This is a genomic window from Bradyrhizobium sp. C9 (genome assembly GCF_002532045.1).
Classification (GTDB): Bacteria; Pseudomonadota; Alphaproteobacteria; order Rhizobiales; family Xanthobacteraceae; genus Bradyrhizobium.
In genome coordinates this window covers 91,993-107,879 of record NZ_NWTG01000006.1, presented here as the reverse complement: position 1 = coordinate 107,879, position 15,887 = coordinate 91,993, and the positions used below count along the sequence as shown (strand labels likewise).

At 66.3% G+C, this 15,887-nt stretch carries 13 protein-coding genes and 1 riboswitch; of the genes, 10 read left to right on the top strand and 3 right to left on the bottom strand.

Annotated elements, in window-relative coordinates:
- The first annotated feature begins 20 nt into the window (after window positions 1-20).
- On the top strand, window positions 21-1,673 hold the full coding sequence (locus CO675_RS15400) for an FGGY-family carbohydrate kinase (protein ID WP_097672762.1): 1,653 nt from the start codon (window positions 21-23) through the stop codon (window positions 1,671-1,673).
- A gap of 13 nt (window positions 1,674-1,686) precedes the next feature.
- A complete protein-coding gene (locus tag CO675_RS15395; protein WP_097672761.1) occupies window positions 1,687-2,625 on the top strand; it encodes a carbohydrate kinase family protein in 939 nt (312 codons plus the stop codon).
- 27 nt (window positions 2,626-2,652) lie between these two features.
- On the opposite strand, the gene CO675_RS15390 is transcribed toward CO675_RS15395, so the two are convergent.
- Window positions 2,653-3,540 (bottom strand): LysR family transcriptional regulator, encoded by an 888-nt coding sequence (locus CO675_RS15390; RefSeq protein ID WP_097672760.1) that lies wholly within the window; start codon window positions 3,538-3,540, stop codon window positions 2,653-2,655.
- A 124-nt stretch (window positions 3,541-3,664) separates the two neighbouring features.
- On the opposite strand from CO675_RS15390, the gene CO675_RS15385 reads away from it, so the two are divergent.
- From CO675_RS15385 to CO675_RS15350, 8 genes are all read left to right on the top strand, one after another.
- Window positions 3,665-5,095 (top strand): amidase, encoded by a 1,431-nt coding sequence (locus CO675_RS15385; protein WP_097672759.1) that lies wholly within the window; start codon window positions 3,665-3,667, stop codon window positions 5,093-5,095.
- A 76-nt stretch (window positions 5,096-5,171) separates the two neighbouring features.
- Complete coding sequence (locus tag CO675_RS15380; protein WP_097672758.1) at window positions 5,172-6,122, top strand: ABC transporter permease; 951 nt, start codon at window positions 5,172-5,174, stop codon at window positions 6,120-6,122.
- Window positions 6,119-7,015 carry an ABC transporter permease gene (locus tag CO675_RS15375; RefSeq protein WP_097672757.1) on the top strand — a complete coding sequence of 299 codons (897 nt, stop codon included), beginning with the start codon at window positions 6,119-6,121 and terminating at the stop codon, window positions 7,013-7,015. Before CO675_RS15380 ends, CO675_RS15375 begins: the two co-directional genes overlap by 4 nt.
- A 2-nt stretch (window positions 7,016-7,017) precedes the next feature.
- Window positions 7,018-8,016 (top strand): ABC transporter ATP-binding protein, encoded by a 999-nt coding sequence (locus tag CO675_RS15370; protein ID WP_097672756.1) that lies wholly within the window; start codon window positions 7,018-7,020, stop codon window positions 8,014-8,016.
- The gene (locus tag CO675_RS15365; RefSeq protein ID WP_097672755.1) at window positions 8,013-9,041 is read left to right on the top strand and encodes an ABC transporter ATP-binding protein; all 1,029 of its coding nucleotides are present in this window, start codon (window positions 8,013-8,015) and stop codon (window positions 9,039-9,041) included. Before CO675_RS15370 ends, CO675_RS15365 begins: the two co-directional genes overlap by 4 nt.
- Before the next feature lie 56 nt (window positions 9,042-9,097).
- Entirely contained in the window at window positions 9,098-10,588 is a 1,491-nt protein-coding gene (locus CO675_RS15360) for an ABC transporter substrate-binding protein (protein WP_097672754.1), read from the top strand.
- A 448-nt stretch (window positions 10,589-11,036) separates the two neighbouring features.
- A complete protein-coding gene (locus tag CO675_RS15355; RefSeq protein WP_097672753.1) occupies window positions 11,037-12,746 on the top strand; it encodes a pyrroloquinoline quinone-dependent dehydrogenase in 1,710 nt (569 codons plus the stop codon).
- Window positions 12,747-12,835: 89 nt separating this feature from the next.
- Window positions 12,836-13,402 carry a c-type cytochrome gene (locus tag CO675_RS15350; RefSeq protein WP_245452770.1) on the top strand — a complete coding sequence of 189 codons (567 nt, stop codon included), beginning with the start codon at window positions 12,836-12,838 and terminating at the stop codon, window positions 13,400-13,402.
- A gap of 25 nt (window positions 13,403-13,427) precedes the next feature.
- Here the strand turns inward: CO675_RS15350 and glyA are convergent, their stop codons facing one another.
- Window positions 13,428-14,705 (bottom strand): serine hydroxymethyltransferase, encoded by a 1,278-nt coding sequence (gene glyA, locus CO675_RS15345; protein ID WP_198964613.1) that lies wholly within the window; start codon window positions 14,703-14,705, stop codon window positions 13,428-13,430.
- A 34-nt stretch (window positions 14,706-14,739) separates the two neighbouring features.
- A riboswitch (ZMP/ZTP riboswitch) is annotated at window positions 14,740-14,825 on the bottom strand.
- Window positions 14,826-14,908: 83 nt separating this feature from the next.
- Complete coding sequence (locus CO675_RS15340; protein WP_097672751.1) at window positions 14,909-15,823, bottom strand: ankyrin repeat domain-containing protein; 915 nt, start codon at window positions 15,821-15,823, stop codon at window positions 14,909-14,911.
- Between the last annotated feature and the right edge of the window lie 64 nt (window positions 15,824-15,887).

The window sequence follows — 15,887 nt, the reverse complement described above, 5'->3', positions numbered from 1 at the left end:
CCGGACATAACGGAGCGGCCATGCGGCAAGCCTATATCGGGGTGGACGTCGGGAGCACCAGCGCCCGGGCGGGGGTATTCGACGAGGCCGGCAAGCTATTGGGTTCGGCCCGGCATCCGATCCGTGTCTGGCACGAGCCCGGCGATATCGTCGAGCAATCGTCCGATGACATCTGGGTAGCCTGCGTGACCTCCGTGCGCAACGCGATGCGCGAGGCAGCGGTCGCGGCCGAGCACGTCAAGGGCATCGGGTTTGACGCGACCTGCTCGCTGGTCGTGCTCGACGGGGCCGGTCGGCCGCTCACCGTCAGCCCGTCCGGCGATCCCGCGCGCAATGGCGTGGTCTGGATGGACCACCGCGCGATGGAGGAGACCGAATTCGTCAACGCGACCGGCGACCGCGTGCTGCGCTATGTCGGCGGCGCGATCTCGCCGGAGATGGAGATCCCGAAGATCCTCTGGCTGAAGCGGCATCTGCCGACGACCTTCGAGGCCGCCGGGCACTTCTTCGATCTCGCGGACTATCTCTCGTTCCGCGCCTCCGGCTCGCTGGCGCGCTCGACCTGCACGGTCACCTGCAAGTGGACCTATGTGGCCGGCGAGGGCGGCTGGAGCGAATCGTTCCTGAAGCGGGTCGGGTTAGAGGCGCTCGCAGCGGATCGCTTTGCCCGCATCGGCAACGAGATCGTGCCGCCCGGTTCGCCGCTCGGCCGCGGCTTGTCGGACAATGCCGCGCGCGATCTCGGCTTGCTGCCGGGAACCGCGGTCGGCGCCTCGCTGATCGATGCCCACGCCGGCGGCGTCGGCGCGATCGGCGGCCGTGACGGTTCCGGCGCCGACGTCGATGTCTGCCAGCGACTGGCCTACATCATGGGAACGTCGGCCTGCATCATGGCGACCACCGTCGATCCCTGCTTCGTGCCGGGGGTCTGGGGGCCATATTTCGAAGGCATGGTGCCGGGCTTCTGGCTGAACGAGGGCGGTCAATCCGCGGCGGGTGCCGCGATCGATCATCTGCTCAAGTCGCACCCGGCGCATGCCGAGGTCTTGCTGGCTGCGAAGAGCGACGGCGTCGATGTCATCGAGTATCTCGAAAAACGCATCCTGGCGCGCAGCGGCAATGCCGGCGCAGCCGCGCTGCTCGCGCGCAACGTTCATGTCCTGCCGGAATTCCTCGGCAACCGTTCGCCCTATGCCGATCCCGGCTCGCGCGCCGTGATCGCAGGGCTCGATCTCGACACCGATGTGTCGGCGCTGGAGCGGCTGTTCATCGCCGGCCTGTGCGGGCTGGCCTATGGCCTTGCCGATGTCATCGAGGCGCTGCAGGCCCACGGCGTCAGCGGCAAGACCATCGTGATTGGCGGTGGCGCGAGCCGCAGCCCGCTGGTGCGCCAGATCATGGCCGACACCACCGGCTACACGGTGGCGTTGCCGCAGACCCAAGAGCCGGTGTTGCTCGGCGCTGCCATGCTGGGTGCGGTCGCCAGCGGCGCGCACAATTCGATCAATGCGGCGATGGCCGGCATGTCGGCGCTCGGGCGGCTGAGCGAGCCGACCAGGCCCGAACTTGCCGATTTCCATCGCAGGAAGCGGGGCGTGCACAAGATGCTGCGCCAGCTCGACCGCGACAGCCGCGAGGCGATGAAGCGGGCGCCCGGCGCCGCGCCGACGTAGGGATTGTTTGTCCATGCTGCTGAGTTGCGGAGATGCGCTGATCGATTTCCTGCCGTCGCGGACGGCGGATGGACGCGAGGCCCTGACGCCCGCGGTCGGCGGCTCCTGTCTCAACATCGCGATCGGCAGCGCCCGGCTCGACCTTCCCACCGGCTTTGTCGGCGGCATCTCAACCGACACCTTCGGCCGGATGATTGCCGAACATGCCGCGGCGTCCGGTGTCGCTCTCAGCCGCGCGACGCGCAGCGACCATCAGGCCACGCTGGCCTTTGCGCGCGTGACCGGCACCGAGACGCAATACGCCTTCTATGATGCCGACACTTCATCGCGGAACTGGACCTATCGGCGTGATGCGATCGCGCTTGACGGCGTCACATGCCTGCACACGGGCTCGACCACGCTTGTCCATGACCAGGGCGCGGCCGAGACGCTGGCCTTCATCGAGGATGCGCGGACGACCGTGACGATCTCGCTCGATCCGAATTGCCGGCCGAACCTCGTCAAGGATAAAGATGCCTATCGCGCCCGCATACTGGCGTTCTGCGGCAAGGCGGATGTCGTCAAGATGTCTGACGTCGACTTCGCCTATCTGTTCGGCAACGAGGCCTATGCGGTGAGGGCCGAAGCGCTGCTGTCGAACGGCGTATCGCTCGTCGTCATCACGCGCGGCAATGATGGCGCCGCTGCCTGGCATCGCAAGGCCGGCTCGATCGAGGTCGCCTCGCCGGTGGTGAATGTGGTGGATACGATCGGTGCCGGCGACAGTTTTCAGGCCGCGCTGCTCGCCGCATTGCATCGGCTGGATCGGATCGCGCGGCAGCAACTGCGCGAGATCGGCGCGGCCGAGCTCACACGCGCGCTGTCCTTTGCCTGCAAATGCGCGGCCTTCACCTGCACCCGCGCGGGCGCCGATCCGCCGCGGAGCCGGGAATTGCCTGCGGATTATTGGTAGTTGCTCGGCGACGCAACGCAGCCGGCGTCACAGCCGCGCGACGACCTTCTCGGCGCTTCTGAGGAAATTTCGGATCAACGGGCTCGAGGAATCGCGCCGCCAGCAGGCCGCGATCTCGATCGCGTCGGTGATGTCGACAAAGCGCCGGAACGCGACGCCGGGCGGCGCGCCGAGTTTCGCGCAAGCCGGCAGGATCGCGAGCCCTTCGCCGGCGAGCACCAGGCTGAGCGCCGAGTGCACGGTCTCCACCCGGCTGACGATCGGCATCACCACCTGATGCCGCCGCAGCATCGCCGACACCGCCGATGAGGTGGGCTGTTCTTCTGGCCGCGGCAGGGCGATCAGCGGGCGTCCCTGCAATCGGCTGACCGGCACCGCAGAGAGGCGGGCGAGCGGCGAGCGCGCCGGCATCGCCAACATCAGCGGCTGGGTGCCGATCTGGGCCACCTGGATTTCCGGATGATGGATCGCCGGCATGCACAAGGCGACGCTGACGGCGCGGTCGAGCAGCAAGGTCTCGCGGGTCGATGCGGAAAGCTCCACGAAATCGAGATCGACGCCGGGAAGCGACCGCCGCAGTTCCGGGACCAGGCGCGGCAGCATTGCGCTCGCCAGCACGAACATGTAGCCGACCGAGAGCCGTCCGCGCTGCCCGGCGGCGATCGCGCGCGCGGCCTCGAATCCTTCCTCGGCCAGCGCCAGCGCCTCGCTCGCCCGCGACAGCAGGGCGAGACCGGCCTCCGTCAAATCCATGCCGCGCGTGCCGCGGCGGAACAGCGGCGTGCCGAGTTCGGCCTCGAGCTTGCGGATCTGCACCGACAGCGGCGGCTGCGCCATCCGCAGCCGCTCGGCAGCCTTGCCGACGCTGCGCTCCTCTGCCACCGCGACGAAGTAACGAAGCCGACGCAAATCCATAGGCATACCGAAAACGTATGGGTTGGCCTTCAAATTCGTATTGGACGCCGAGTTAACATGGGAGGCATTCTGGCTGTCAACGCGGTCGAACGTGCTGACCGGCTTTTGGAGAGTGTGCGTCATCATGAGTGCAGATCTCTGTCTTCTGCCGGCGACCGAATTGCGCGAGCGCATAGGCGCCAGGGACATATCTCCCGTCGAGGTGACGGCCGCGGTACTGGCCCGCGCCGAGCGGCTGCAACCCGAATTGAACTGCTTCATCACGCTGTGTGGCGAGGCGGCGATGGCGCAGGCGAAGGTCGCGGAGCGGCAGGTCATGGCCGGCGAGCCGCTCGGGCTGCTGCACGGCATCCCGTTCACGGTGAAGGACATCGTCAGCACCAAGGGCGTGCGCACGACCTTCGGCGCGGTGCCGTACCGGAACAACGTGCCTGATCATGACGCCGTGGCGGTGGCCCGGCTCCGTGCGCAGGGCGGAATATTGCTCGGCAAGACCACGACGCCGGAGTTCGGCAGCAAGTGCCTGACCGACTCGCCGCTGTTTGGCCGCACCCGCAATGCCTGGAGTGCGGAACGGACGAGTGGCGGCTCGAGCGGCGGTGCGGCGGTGGCGGTCGCGACCGGCATCGCGCCGCTGGCGGTTGCGACCGACGGTGGCGGCTCGACCCGGATTCCCGCCGCCTGCAACGGCGTGGTCGGGATCAAGCAGAGCAACGGCGTGATCCCGCACAGCCAGGTGCAGGACGCCTTCGGCAACCAGACCTATGTCACGCCGACCACGCGCACCGTCGCCGACACCGCGCTGATGATGCAGGCGATGGCCGGCGAGGATCCGTCCGATCCTTGGTCGATCGGCGTGCCGGTGCCCGATTATCTCGATCGCGCGGCGCCACGCGGCGATCTCCGGGGCAGGCGGGTGCTGTTCTGCCTGTCGCCGCCGGGCCGGCCGGTGACCGCGGATGTTGCTGCTAACTTCGAGGCGAGCCTCGACCGGCTGGCCAGCCTCGGCGCCGAACTCGAGGAGTTCTCCGGTGATGGCTTCGACATCGAGCCGATCTGGCGCGCCATCAATCACACGGTCTGGCGTACCCGCTTCGAGAAGCTTGCAGCCGATCATCCCGATGACCTCAGCCCGACCTTCCTGAAGCAGCTCGCGCTGGCCGCGAAGGTGAGCGGCGTCGACTATCAGCAGGCGATGTTCGATCGCACCGCGCTGTTCCGCCGGGTGCAGGCGCTGTTCGCGCGCGGCGATCTCTTGGCGACGCCGACCCTGACCCGCACAGCGCTGCCGATCGATCAGGATCTGTTCGGCACCATCGACATCGACGGCCAGCGCTTCGACAGCGTGCGGCCGCACTGGTTTCCCTGGACCATGCTGTTCAACATGACCGGGCATCCCGCGGTCAGCGTCCCCTCGGGCTTCGGCCGCGACGGCCTGCCGGTTGGCCTGCATCTGGTCGGCCGCTTCCGGGCCGATGCGGAACTCTTGCGCGTCGCGGCGCTGTTCGAACAGGCGAGCGATCTGCTCGGCCGCTGGCCGGCGCTGAAATCATGAATGGTGCGGCGAAGGGCTTGCATTCGTTCGCGAACATGTTGAAACCTGCGGCCTGTTCCCAATCCTTCGGGCGGGCATGAGCGTATTCTTCCTGCGGCGGATCTTGACCCTGGTGGCGACGCTGGTCGCGGCCTCGCTGATCATTTTCCTGGTGCTCGATGCGCTGCCCGGTAATGCCGCCCAGATGCTGATGGGCGCCGACGCCTCGCCCGATGCGGTACGCGCGCTCACCGTCAAGCTCGGGCTCGACCAGCCGCTCGCGGTTCGCTACCTGCTCTGGCTCAAGGGCATGGCGGTCGGCGATCTCGGCAACAGCTATGTCTATGGCACGCCGGTGGCCGGCCTGATCGCGGAGCGGCTGGTGCTGACGATCCCGCTCGCGATCATGTCGATGCTGATCACGGTGGTGCTGGCGCTCGCGGCCGGCATCTACACCGCGGCCAACCACAACAAACTCGGCGACGTCGGCGTGATGTCGCTCACTCAGATCGGCATCGCGCTGCCGAATTTCTGGTTCGCGATCCTCCTGATCCTGCTGTTCTCGGTGAAGCTGCAATTGCTGTCTGCCGGCGGATTTGCCGGCTGGGATGACGGCGTCTGGGCCGGGATTCGCTCGCTGCTGCTGCCCGCGATCTCGCTCGCCGTGGTACAGGCCGCGATCCTCGCCCGCGTCACCCGCTCGGCGGTGCTGGAGGTGCTGCGCGAGGACTTTGTGCGTACCGCGCGTGCAAAAGGGCTCGGCAAGCGCGAGGTGCTGTGGCGCCATGTGCTGCGCAACGCCATGATCCCGGTCATGACCGTGATGGGGCTGCAATTCGCCAATCTGCTCGCCGGCACCATCGTGATCGAGAACGTGTTCTATCTGCCGGGCCTCGGCCGGCTGATCTTCCAGTCGATCGCCAACCGCGACCTGATCGTGGTGCGCAACTGCGTGATGCTGCTGGCGGCGATGGTCGTGACAGTCAATTTCGTGGTCGATGTGCTCTATGCCTTCATCGATCCGCGCATCAAGGTCGCCAACCTGTGAGCGCGCCGCTGACCGCATCCGCCGGCGCGCCGGCACTCGCACCCGGCGCAAGGCCTGCAACCGGCTTCTGGCGGCGTGCGCTGCGTCATCGCAGCTTCGTCCTCGGCGCGGTGCTCAGCCTCGTCGTGCTCGGCGCGGCGCTGCTGTCGCTGGTCTGGACGCCATGGTCCGCCTATGACATCGACGTCGCCTCGAAACTGCACCCGCCGTCGGCGGCGCATTGGCTCGGCACCGACGTGCTCGGCCGCGACATCGTCTCGCTGCTGCTGGTCGGCGCGCGCTCCACCATCATGGTCGGCGTCATCGCCGTCGGCATCGGCCTCACCTTCGGCGTTGGCCTCGGCCTGATCGCAGCGGCCCGCAAGGGCTGGACCGAGGAGCTGATCATGCGGATGAGCGACTTCACCTTCGCTTTCCCGGCGGTGCTGTCGGCCATCATGCTGGCCGCGGTCGCGGGCCCCGGCATGGTGACCTCGATCACCGCGATCGGCATTTTCCAGATCCCGACCTTCGTCCGCGTCACCCGCGGCTCGGCCAATGCGATCTGGGCCCGCGAATTCGTGCTGGCCGCGCGCGCAGCGGGCAAGGGCTCGTTCCGCATCACGATCGAGCACGTGCTGCCGAACATCCTGTCGATCCTGATCGTGCAGGCGACGATCCAGTTCGCGCTGGCGATCCTCGCCGAGGCCGCGTTGTCCTATCTCGGGCTCGGCACGCAGCCGCCGCAGCCGTCCTGGGGCCGCATGCTCAACGACGCGCAGACGCTGCTGTTCCAGTCGCCGATGCTCGCGGTCTATCCCGGCGTTGCGATCGCGATCGCGGTGCTCGGGCTCAACTTGCTCGGTGACGGCCTGCGCGATCTGCTCGATCCCCGTCTGGCGCGGGAGCGTTGAGCATGGGCGAGGCGCCGCTGATCGAGGTGAAGGACCTGGGCGTCCGGCTCAACACCAGCCGCGGCCCGGCGCAGGCCGTCCGCGGCGTCAGCTTTGCGCTTCGGCGCGGCGAGACGCTCGGGCTGGTCGGCGAATCCGGTTGCGGCAAGTCGGTCACGGCACTGGCCCTGATGGGGCTGCTGCCCGACAGCGCCGTGATCGGCGGCAGCATCCGGCTCGATGGCGCGGAGCTCGTTGGCCTGCCGGATGCGGCCTACTGCAAGCTGCGCGGCAACCGCATCAGCATGATCTTCCAGGAGCCGATGACCGCGCTCAATCCGATGCACACGATCGGTCACCAGGTCGCTGAGCCGCTGCGGCGTCACACCGGCATCTCGGCGGCGGAGGCGCGCGGCGAAGCCATCGCCTTGCTCGATCGCGTCGGCTTGCCGGATGCTGCGAAGCGGGTCGATGCCAATCCGCACCAGTTTTCCGGCGGCCAGCGCCAGCGCATCACGATCGCGATGGCGCTGGCCTGCCAGCCCGACGTGCTGATCGCCGACGAGCCGACCACGGCGCTCGACGTTACGATCCAGGGCCAGATCCTCGATCTGATCGCGGGTCTCGTCGAAGAGCGCGGCATGTCGATGATCCTGATCTCGCATGATCTCGGCGTGATCGCCGAGAATGTGGAGCGCATGATGGTGATGTATGGCGGCACCGTCGTCGAAAGCGGCGAAACCAATGCCGTGTTCACGCGGATGGGCCATCCTTATACGCAGGGCCTGTTCCGGGCCCGGCCGCGGCTCGGTGCGCGCAAGGGCACGCGGCTCACCACCATTGCCGGCACCGTGCCGGAGTTGGCCGACCTGCCCGCGGGTTGCACCTTCGCCGATCGTTGCGCGATCGCCGAGGCGCGTTGCCGCGCGGCGCTGCCGGCTGTCGTCGATGTCGGCGCGGCGCATGGCGTGCGCTGCATCAGGACCGACGTCTCGATGGCGGCTGGAGGCGTCGGCACATGACGGTGCTGGACCAACCCGCGACCGGAACGCCGTTGCTCGAGGTGACGGACCTCGCGCAACGTTACACGCTGCCGCGTGAAAGCCTGTTCAAGCCCGCAGGGCAGGTCCACGCGCTCAACGGCATCACGGTGCGAGTGATGCCGGGCAGGAGCCTCGGCGTCGTCGGCGAATCCGGGTCGGGCAAGTCGACCCTTGCGCGGCTGGTGATGGCGCTGGAGCGGCCGACATCGGGCACGGTGTCGTTGCTGGGCCGCGACCTCAACCGGATGCCGCCGGACGAGCTGCGCCACGCCCGCCGCGATTTCCAGATGGTGTTCCAGGATCCCTACGGCTCGCTCGATCCGCGCCAGACCATCGCGCGCATCGTGGCCGAACCGCTGACCGCGCTCGGGCGGATCGATCGCGGCAGCCTGCGCGAGCGGGTCGCCACGGTGCTGCGGCAGGTCGGATTGCGCGATGCCGACATGGACAAGTTCCCGCACGAATTCTCCGGCGGCCAGCGGCAGCGCATCGCGATTGCGCGCGCGCTGATCACCCAGCCGAAGCTGATCGTCGCCGACGAGCCGGTTTCGGCGCTCGACGTCTCGGTGCAGGCGCAGGTGCTCAATCTGATGCAGGACCTGCAGGACGAATTCGGCCTCAGCTACATCCTGATCAGCCATGACCTCGCGGTGGTCGACCTGCTGTGCGACGAGATCGCGGTGATGTATCTCGGGCGGATCGTCGAGCAGGGGCGGCCCGCCGATCTGTTCGCCCACAGCGCCCATCCCTACACGCGCGCGCTGCTGGATGCGGTTCCGCGGGCCCGGGCAGGTGGCGTCCGGCGCCGCCGCGGCGCGCAGGCGACCGGCTCGCAGTCCTCCGTCACCGCCGGCTGTCCTTACGCGCCGCGCTGCCCACTGGCCGACCAGCATTGTCGCGAGGCCGCGCCTGCGCTACGCAACGTGGGAGACGCCCATTTGGCGGCCTGCCATCACGCTGAAGCCGTGATGGCGCTGCCGCCGGTGGTCGCGGAGGCCGGTTAGTCTATTGTGCGGGACCGGCCCAGGCTGATGAAAGAGCACGTCCGGGGAGCAGACCAATGTTGAGGAAATTGTGCGTCATCGCGGCCGCTGCCGCGCTCGCCGCAGCGCCGCTGCCGAGCCTCGCGCAGGGCAAGAAGGACAGCGTCGTGATGGGCATGACGCTGGAGCCGCCGGGACTCGATCCCACCAACGCGGCGGCTGCGGCGATCGCCGAAGTCACGCTCTACAACGTCTATGAGACGTTGACCAAGATCAACGAGGACGGCTCGGTGTCGCCACTGCTCGCCGAGAGCTGGCAGGCCTCGCCGGACCTCAAGACCTACACTTTCAAGCTCCGCAAGGGCGTCAAATTCCACAATGGCGAGCCGTTCGATTCCGCCGCGGTGAAGTTCACGTTCGACCGCGCCGCGGTGCCGACCTCGACCAACAAGGACAGGAGCCTGTACCAGGCGTTCGCGTCGGTGACGGCGCCGGACCCGGAGACGATTGTCGTCGCGTTGAAATATTCCGAGCCGAACCTGCCGTTCCTGCTCGGCCAGGCATCGGGTTCGATCGTCGAGCCGAAGAGCGCGCCGACCGATGTGACGCAGCCGGTCGGCACCGGGCCCTACACGCTCGGCAGCTGGGCCAAGGGCTCGTCGATCACGCTGGTGAAATGGCCGGAGTACCGCAACGCCGCCGCGATCAAGCTTTCCAAGGTGACGATCCGCTTCATCGGCGATCCCGCTGCGCAGGTCGCGGCGCTGCTGTCAGGCGACGTCGACGCGTTTCCGCGGGTTGCGGCGGCGCGCAGCCTGGCGCAGTTCAAGGCCGACCCGCGCTTCAATGTGCTGATCGGCGGCTCGCGCACAAAAACCATCGTCGGCATCAACGAGCGCAAGAAGCCGCTCGACGACGTCCGGGTTCGCCGGGCCATCCTGGCCGCGATCGACCGCAAGGCGATGATCGACGGCGCGGTCGACGGCTTCGGCACGCCGATCGGCAGCTTCTACACGCCGGGATCGCTCGGCTATGTCGATACCACCGGCATCAATCCCTACGATCCCGAGTTGGCCAAGAAGCTGCTGGCCGAGGCCGGCGTCAAGACGCCGCTCGAGCTCAGCCTGAAGCTGCCGCCGCCCTCCTACGCGCGGCAGGGCGGCGAGGTGCTCGCGGCGCAGCTCGCCAAGGTCGGCATCGTTGCCAAGATCGAGAACGTCGAATGGGCGCAGTGGCTGTCGCAGGTCTTCACCGGCCCGCACAACTACGACCTCACCATCGTCGCGCATGTCGAGCCGTTCGATCTCGTGAAGATGACCGAGCCGGATTATTATCTCGGCTACAAGTCCGAGGCGTTCAACGCGCTCTATCAGCAGATCATGGCGACGCCTGACGAGGCCGGCCGGGCAAGGCTGCTCGGCGACGCGCAGCGGATGCTGGCAACCGATGCGGTCGCCGGCTTCCTGTTCCAGCCGCAACTGATCACGATCGCCAGCAAGAAGCTGAAGGGCGTGTGGAAGGACGTGCCGCAGTTCGAGAACGATTTCTCGACCTGGTCCTGGGAGTAATTTTTGGGAGTAACTTTGGAGTAACCCGAGAGCAGGCGATCGCGCCGGCGGAGACCAATCGCCTCCGCCGGCGCCGCATCCCATGCGACGTCGTCGCTTGACGCTTAGTCTCATTTTGCGTGCTGCGCCTGCGAAGGCGAATGCGTCCGGCGACGCGCGAAGGCGCCGGAAGCCACCGATATTGCTTACATTGATGCAAGGGCGCGGTCGCAGCACTTCGGGCGCGCGAACGGATGCGGTTCCGGCTTCGCATTGAGCGCATCGGTTGTCTTTGTGAACGACAGCGCTAACATGGAACCCGTCCATCGATACCTGTCGTTGTCATTTTTTGATCATCTATTGCAGCGCAACCAAGGCCACCACGGTGCGCGCTCGCTACGCCAGGCCTCGAGGGGGAAGTAGCAAACACCATCCCTGATACTGCAACCAAGAAATAACGGGGGAGACTATGTACGTGAAAGGGCTTGCGGCATTCGCCGCAGCGGTCGGCGTTGGCCTGTTGTCCGGTGCCGCCATCGCACAGGAAGTCAAGCAGGAGAAGCAGTCGGTTCTGGGTAACGCCAATGTGCCTCCGGTGACCCAGGAGCAGCTCAACGCCGCCGACAAGAACGCCAAGGACTTCCTGCTCACCAACGGCAATTACGCGCAGACGCGGTTTTATCCGGGCAAGCAGATCAACCGGGACAATGTGAAGAACCTGCACGTCGCCTGGATTTTCCAGACCGACGTCAAGGAGTCGCTCGAGACGTCGCCGATCGTCGTCGACGGCGTGATGTACGTGACGACGTCGTTCAGCCATGTCTACGCGCTCGACGCCAAGACCGGCCAGCAGCTCTGGCACTACGCCCACAAGATGGGCCCGATCACCGTCTATTGCTGCGGTCCCAACAATCGCGGCGTCCAGGTGCTCGGCGACCGGGTCTATCTGGCGACACTGGATTCCAAGCTGATGGCGCTGAACGCCAAGACCGGCGAGGTGGTCTGGACCACCAACATCGCCGATCCCGAGCTCGGCTACAGCGAGACGATGGCGCCGACCGTGGTCAAGGACAAGGTGCTGATCGGCACCAATGGCGGCGAATACGGCATCCGCGGTTTCGTGCGCGCCTATGACGCCAAGACCGGCAAGCAGCTGTGGAATTTCAACACCATTCCGGAGAACTCGGTCGGAGTCTGGGCGACCAAGGACGCCACCGGCCGCGACATGCATCGCAATATCCAGGCCGAGAAGGACATGCTCGCCAAGATCGGCGATCCCTATGCCAAGCTCGGCGGCGGCGTGTGGCAGAACCCGTCGGTCGATCTTGCGACCAACCGGATCTACTTCGTCGTCGGCAATCCCTCGCCCGACCTCGACGGCTCGAACCGGCCCGGCGACAACCTCTACACCAACTCGCTGGTCTCGCTCGATCTCGACACCGGCAAGTATGTCTGCCACTTCCAGTACATCGCCCATGACGTCTGGGACCTCGACGCAGTCAGTCCGACGGTGCTGGTCAACGTCAAGGACAAGGACGGCAAGACGATTCCCGGTGTCATCCATGCCGGCAAGACCGGGCACATCTATGTGCACGATCGCAAGGACTGCAGCCTGATCCGCTTCTCCGAGGCGATGGTGCCGCAGGAGAACATGTGGGTGCTGCCGACCAAGGAAGGCGCGCGCATGCTGCCGGGCGCCAATGGCGGCGTCGAATGGTCGCCGATCGCGACCGATCCGGGACAGGAGCTGGCCTATGCCATCAACCTGCACCAGCCGATGACCTACCACGTCGAAAGCTCGGCCTATCCGAACGGCAAGCTGTGGCTGGGCGGCGCCTTCAAGGTGATCCCGAGCGAGAAGCAGTCGGGCAACATCACCGCGGTGAACTACAACACCGGCAAGATCAAGTGGCAGGTCAAGACGCCCGAGCCGATGATCGGCGGCATCCTCGCCACGGCCGGGGGCCTCGTGTTCACCGGCGAAGGCAACGGCAAGTTCGCGGCCTACAACTCGTCGAGCGGCAAGGAACTGTGGAGCTTCCGCGCCGGCGCCGGCGTCAACGCGCCGCCGTCGAGCTACATGATCGGCGGCAAGCAATATGTCGTGGTCGGTGCTGGTGGTAACACCCAGCTCGACTACAAGCGTGGCAACAACATCATCGCCTTCACGCTCGACTGAGCCGGGGCGGGATGCATCATTGCGCGTGCAAATAGTGACGGCGAGGCGGGACCGGTCCGGTCCCGCCTCGGTTTTCTTTGGATGGGCCAATGTTCGGTAAATTGATGATGTGCGGCGCCGCGCTGCTGCTGATGGTGGCCGAAGCGCGCGCGGAGACGATCGAGGAGAAGGTGCAGGTCTGCACCGGTTGCCACGGCGAGAACGGCAAGCCCGTCGACAAGACCATTCCGACGATCTGGGGCCAGCAGGCCGGCTATCTCTATATCCAGCTCCGCGATTTCAAGCGCGGCGATCGCAAGAGCGAGATCATGCAGCCGATCGCGGCCCAGTTCGAGCGCGACGACATGCTGGCGATCGCGGAATATTTCTCGCAGAAGCCCTGGCCGGACCTCGGCCAGCCGCGCGCGCCCAAGGACGTCGCAGCGAAGGCGCTCAGCGCCAGCGCTTCGGTCGGTTGCCCGGCCTGCCACCTCGATCGCTTCCAGGGCGATGGCACGGTGCCGCGGCTCGCCGGGATGGGGCGGGACTACCTCGCCAAGACCATCGCCGATTTCCGCACCCGCGCGCGCGGCAACAATCCCGGCATGTCGGACCTCATGATCGCGACGTCGCCGGACGACCTCGCCGCGCTGGTGGACTATCTGGCGGGCTTGTAGCGGCGGGCAGGTTGACCACAGCTGGTCAGTTCGGTCGAGACCCGGACACAACGCCTGGAACAGGAAAAGCTCGGCACATCTCGATGCACTCCGACCTGAGACGCGCGACGACAGCATCGTCTCCATTCGCCTGCAGAGCCCTCGCAATCAACTCGCCGATACGGCGCATTTCGGAATCTCCCATGCCACGCGTGGTCGCTGCCGGTGTCCCAAGGCGAATACCGCTTGGCCTGAGTGGCGGCCGCGGATCGTCTGGAATAACTTGCTTGTTCGTGGTGATGGCGATGGCATCGAGTACGTCCTCGGCTGTTCGCCCGTCCAGTCCGACGGACGCTATCGTATCGACGACCATCATGTGATTGTCCGTCCCGTCCGTGACCAGCTTCATCCCGCGTTCCATCAGCGCGCCGGCAAGAACCTTCGCGTTGCGAAGAACCTGCCGCGCATAAACCTGGAAATCCGGGGTCGCCGCCTTCTTGAGTGTCACGGCAGTCCCGGCCACGACGTTCATGTGAGGTCCGCCCTGCAACCCGGGAAAGACGGAAGCATCGATCCGGCCGGCATGTTCCTTCCGGCACAGGATGATCCCGCCGCGGGGGCCGCGCAGTGTCTTGTGGGATGTCGTCGTCATGACGTCGAAGCCGGCATCAAGCGGATTGCGCATGACGTTCGCGGCAACCAATCCGCCATAGTGGCTCACGTCAGCCATCGTGAGTGCGCCAACTTCGTCGGCGATGTTCTTGAACGCCGCATAGTCCAGGTCGCGCGGATAGGAACTGTAGCCGCACAACACCATCTTCGGACGCGCTTCACGCGCAATCGTGCGCAATTCATCGAAATCGATCGCGCCCGTTGACGGTGCCGTCTTGTAGCGAACGAAGTTGAACAAACGCCCCATGTGGGACACCGGCGCGCCGTGGGTGAGATGACCGCCGTGCGACAGATCCATGGCGAGAATAGTGTCGCCAGGTTGCAATAGGCCGAGATAGACGGCCTGATTCATCGGTGATCCGGAAAGCGGCTGAACGTTGGCGTGCTCGGCACGAAAAAGCGAACAGGCCCGCTGACGTGCGAGGTTCTCGACGTCGTCCGTATACTGCTGGCCGCCGTAATATCTGCGTCCCGGATATCCCTCGGAGTATTTATTGGTGAAGACCGATCCGAGCAGTTCAAGCACCTCCGGGTAGGTGTAATTTTCGGACGGAATCAGTTCGACGCCGTCCTGTTGACGGCGCTCTTCTCCCGCAAGGGCAGCGGCGATCTCTTGATCGTTGATGGACAGTTCGTTGCGAAACGACGGCATGATCGGGCTCCTCAACACGCTGTTTTTCCAGCAGATTGGTTGCCCAGGCGATCGGCGTCGAAATCCTTCGCGCTTCCCCGTGGTCGATTCCACGTTAGCTCGCCAGTCGCGCGATAGGACGAATGAGCACGGAGACTCTTCGTAGAGGAGAATTTAGCCGACCTGCGGACCTTCCGCAACTCATGAGTCCATCGCGTCAAGCTTCAGCGCGGCGTCAGCTCTTCGCGCAGCGCCGACAGGATCGTGAGATCGGCGGCGTGCTTGCCGGCTTTGTCGGCCAGCGCCGCGTCGGCGCCGTGGGCGAGCAGTGCTTTGGCGATTGCAGGATGATTGCCCTCGGCGGCGATCATCAGCGCCGTGCGTCCGCGCGCATCGCGCTCGTCGACCCTGGCGCCCGTGTCCAGGAGATACGCGACGACCTCGAGCGCCTGCGCTTCCGGCACGGTCTCATCCGGTCCGGCCGCCCACATCAGGAGCGTGAGGTCGTTGGCATAGCGCGCGTTGATGTCGATATCGAGCGCGAGCAGCTGCTTGACGATGCCGAGCTGGCCGCCGGCGGCCGCGTACACGACCGGCGGCTTGCCGGTGTCGTCGGCCTTGCGGCCGTCGGCGCCGTGCGCCAGCAGCATGCGCACCACCATGTCCCGGCCGGCATAGGCGGCGGCCGCGACCGCCGATGCACCACTGCGTCCGGTGAGATTGACGTCGGCGCCGCGATCGATCAGCCGCTGCACGATCGCGACATGGCCGCGCTCGGCGGCAAGATACAGCGCGGTCGATCCCGCGAGGTTGCGGGCATCGACCGGCGCGCCGCGGGCCAGCAGCAGGTCGACCATGTCGAGATGGCCGGAGCGGGCGGCGTGGCTCAGCGGCCTTGCGCCGAGCCGGTCCCGCGCATCGACCGAGGCGCCACCATCGAGCAGCGCGGTAGCGAGGTTGATGCAATCGGCGTTGGCGGCCGAGAATAGCGTCAGCGAGATCTCGATTGCGCTGAGCTGGGCCTTGTCGGTTTCGTATTTGCGGATCAGCTCGCGGCACCGCGCCGGGTCGGGCGCAGCAACGCTGCTGTGAACGTGGCCTGCAACAAACAGCGCGGCGAGGGCGATGCGGCGATACAAGACGTGTCCTCCCTATGGCCTGCTATCAGCATCGCCATTGGGATTCAGCGTCGCATGATCCTTC

Bases quoted from the DNA above. Each gene is read 5' to 3' on its own strand.
- CO675_RS15380 (WP_097672758.1), top strand. From the start codon at position 5,172: ATGAGCGTATTCTTCCTGCGGCGGATCTTGACCCTGGTGGCGACGCTG.
- glyA (WP_198964613.1), bottom strand. From the start codon at position 14,705: ATGCCGTCGTTTCGCAACGAACTGTCCATCAACGATCAAGAGATCGCC.
- CO675_RS15370 (WP_097672756.1), top strand. From the start codon at position 7,018: ATGGGCGAGGCGCCGCTGATCGAGGTGAAGGACCTGGGCGTCCGGCTC.
- CO675_RS15395 (WP_097672761.1), top strand. From the start codon at position 1,687: ATGCTGCTGAGTTGCGGAGATGCGCTGATCGATTTCCTGCCGTCGCGG.
- CO675_RS15385 (WP_097672759.1), top strand. From the start codon at position 3,665: ATGAGTGCAGATCTCTGTCTTCTGCCGGCGACCGAATTGCGCGAGCGC.
- CO675_RS15360 (WP_097672754.1), top strand. From the start codon at position 9,098: ATGTTGAGGAAATTGTGCGTCATCGCGGCCGCTGCCGCGCTCGCCGCA.
- CO675_RS15365 (WP_097672755.1), top strand. From the start codon at position 8,013: ATGACGGTGCTGGACCAACCCGCGACCGGAACGCCGTTGCTCGAGGTG.
- CO675_RS15400 (WP_097672762.1), top strand. From the start codon at position 21: ATGCGGCAAGCCTATATCGGGGTGGACGTCGGGAGCACCAGCGCCCGG.
- CO675_RS15350 (WP_245452770.1), top strand. From the start codon at position 12,836: ATGTTCGGTAAATTGATGATGTGCGGCGCCGCGCTGCTGCTGATGGTG.
- CO675_RS15390 (WP_097672760.1), bottom strand. From the start codon at position 3,540: ATGGATTTGCGTCGGCTTCGTTACTTCGTCGCGGTGGCAGAGGAGCGC.
- CO675_RS15355 (WP_097672753.1), top strand. From the start codon at position 11,037: ATGTACGTGAAAGGGCTTGCGGCATTCGCCGCAGCGGTCGGCGTTGGC.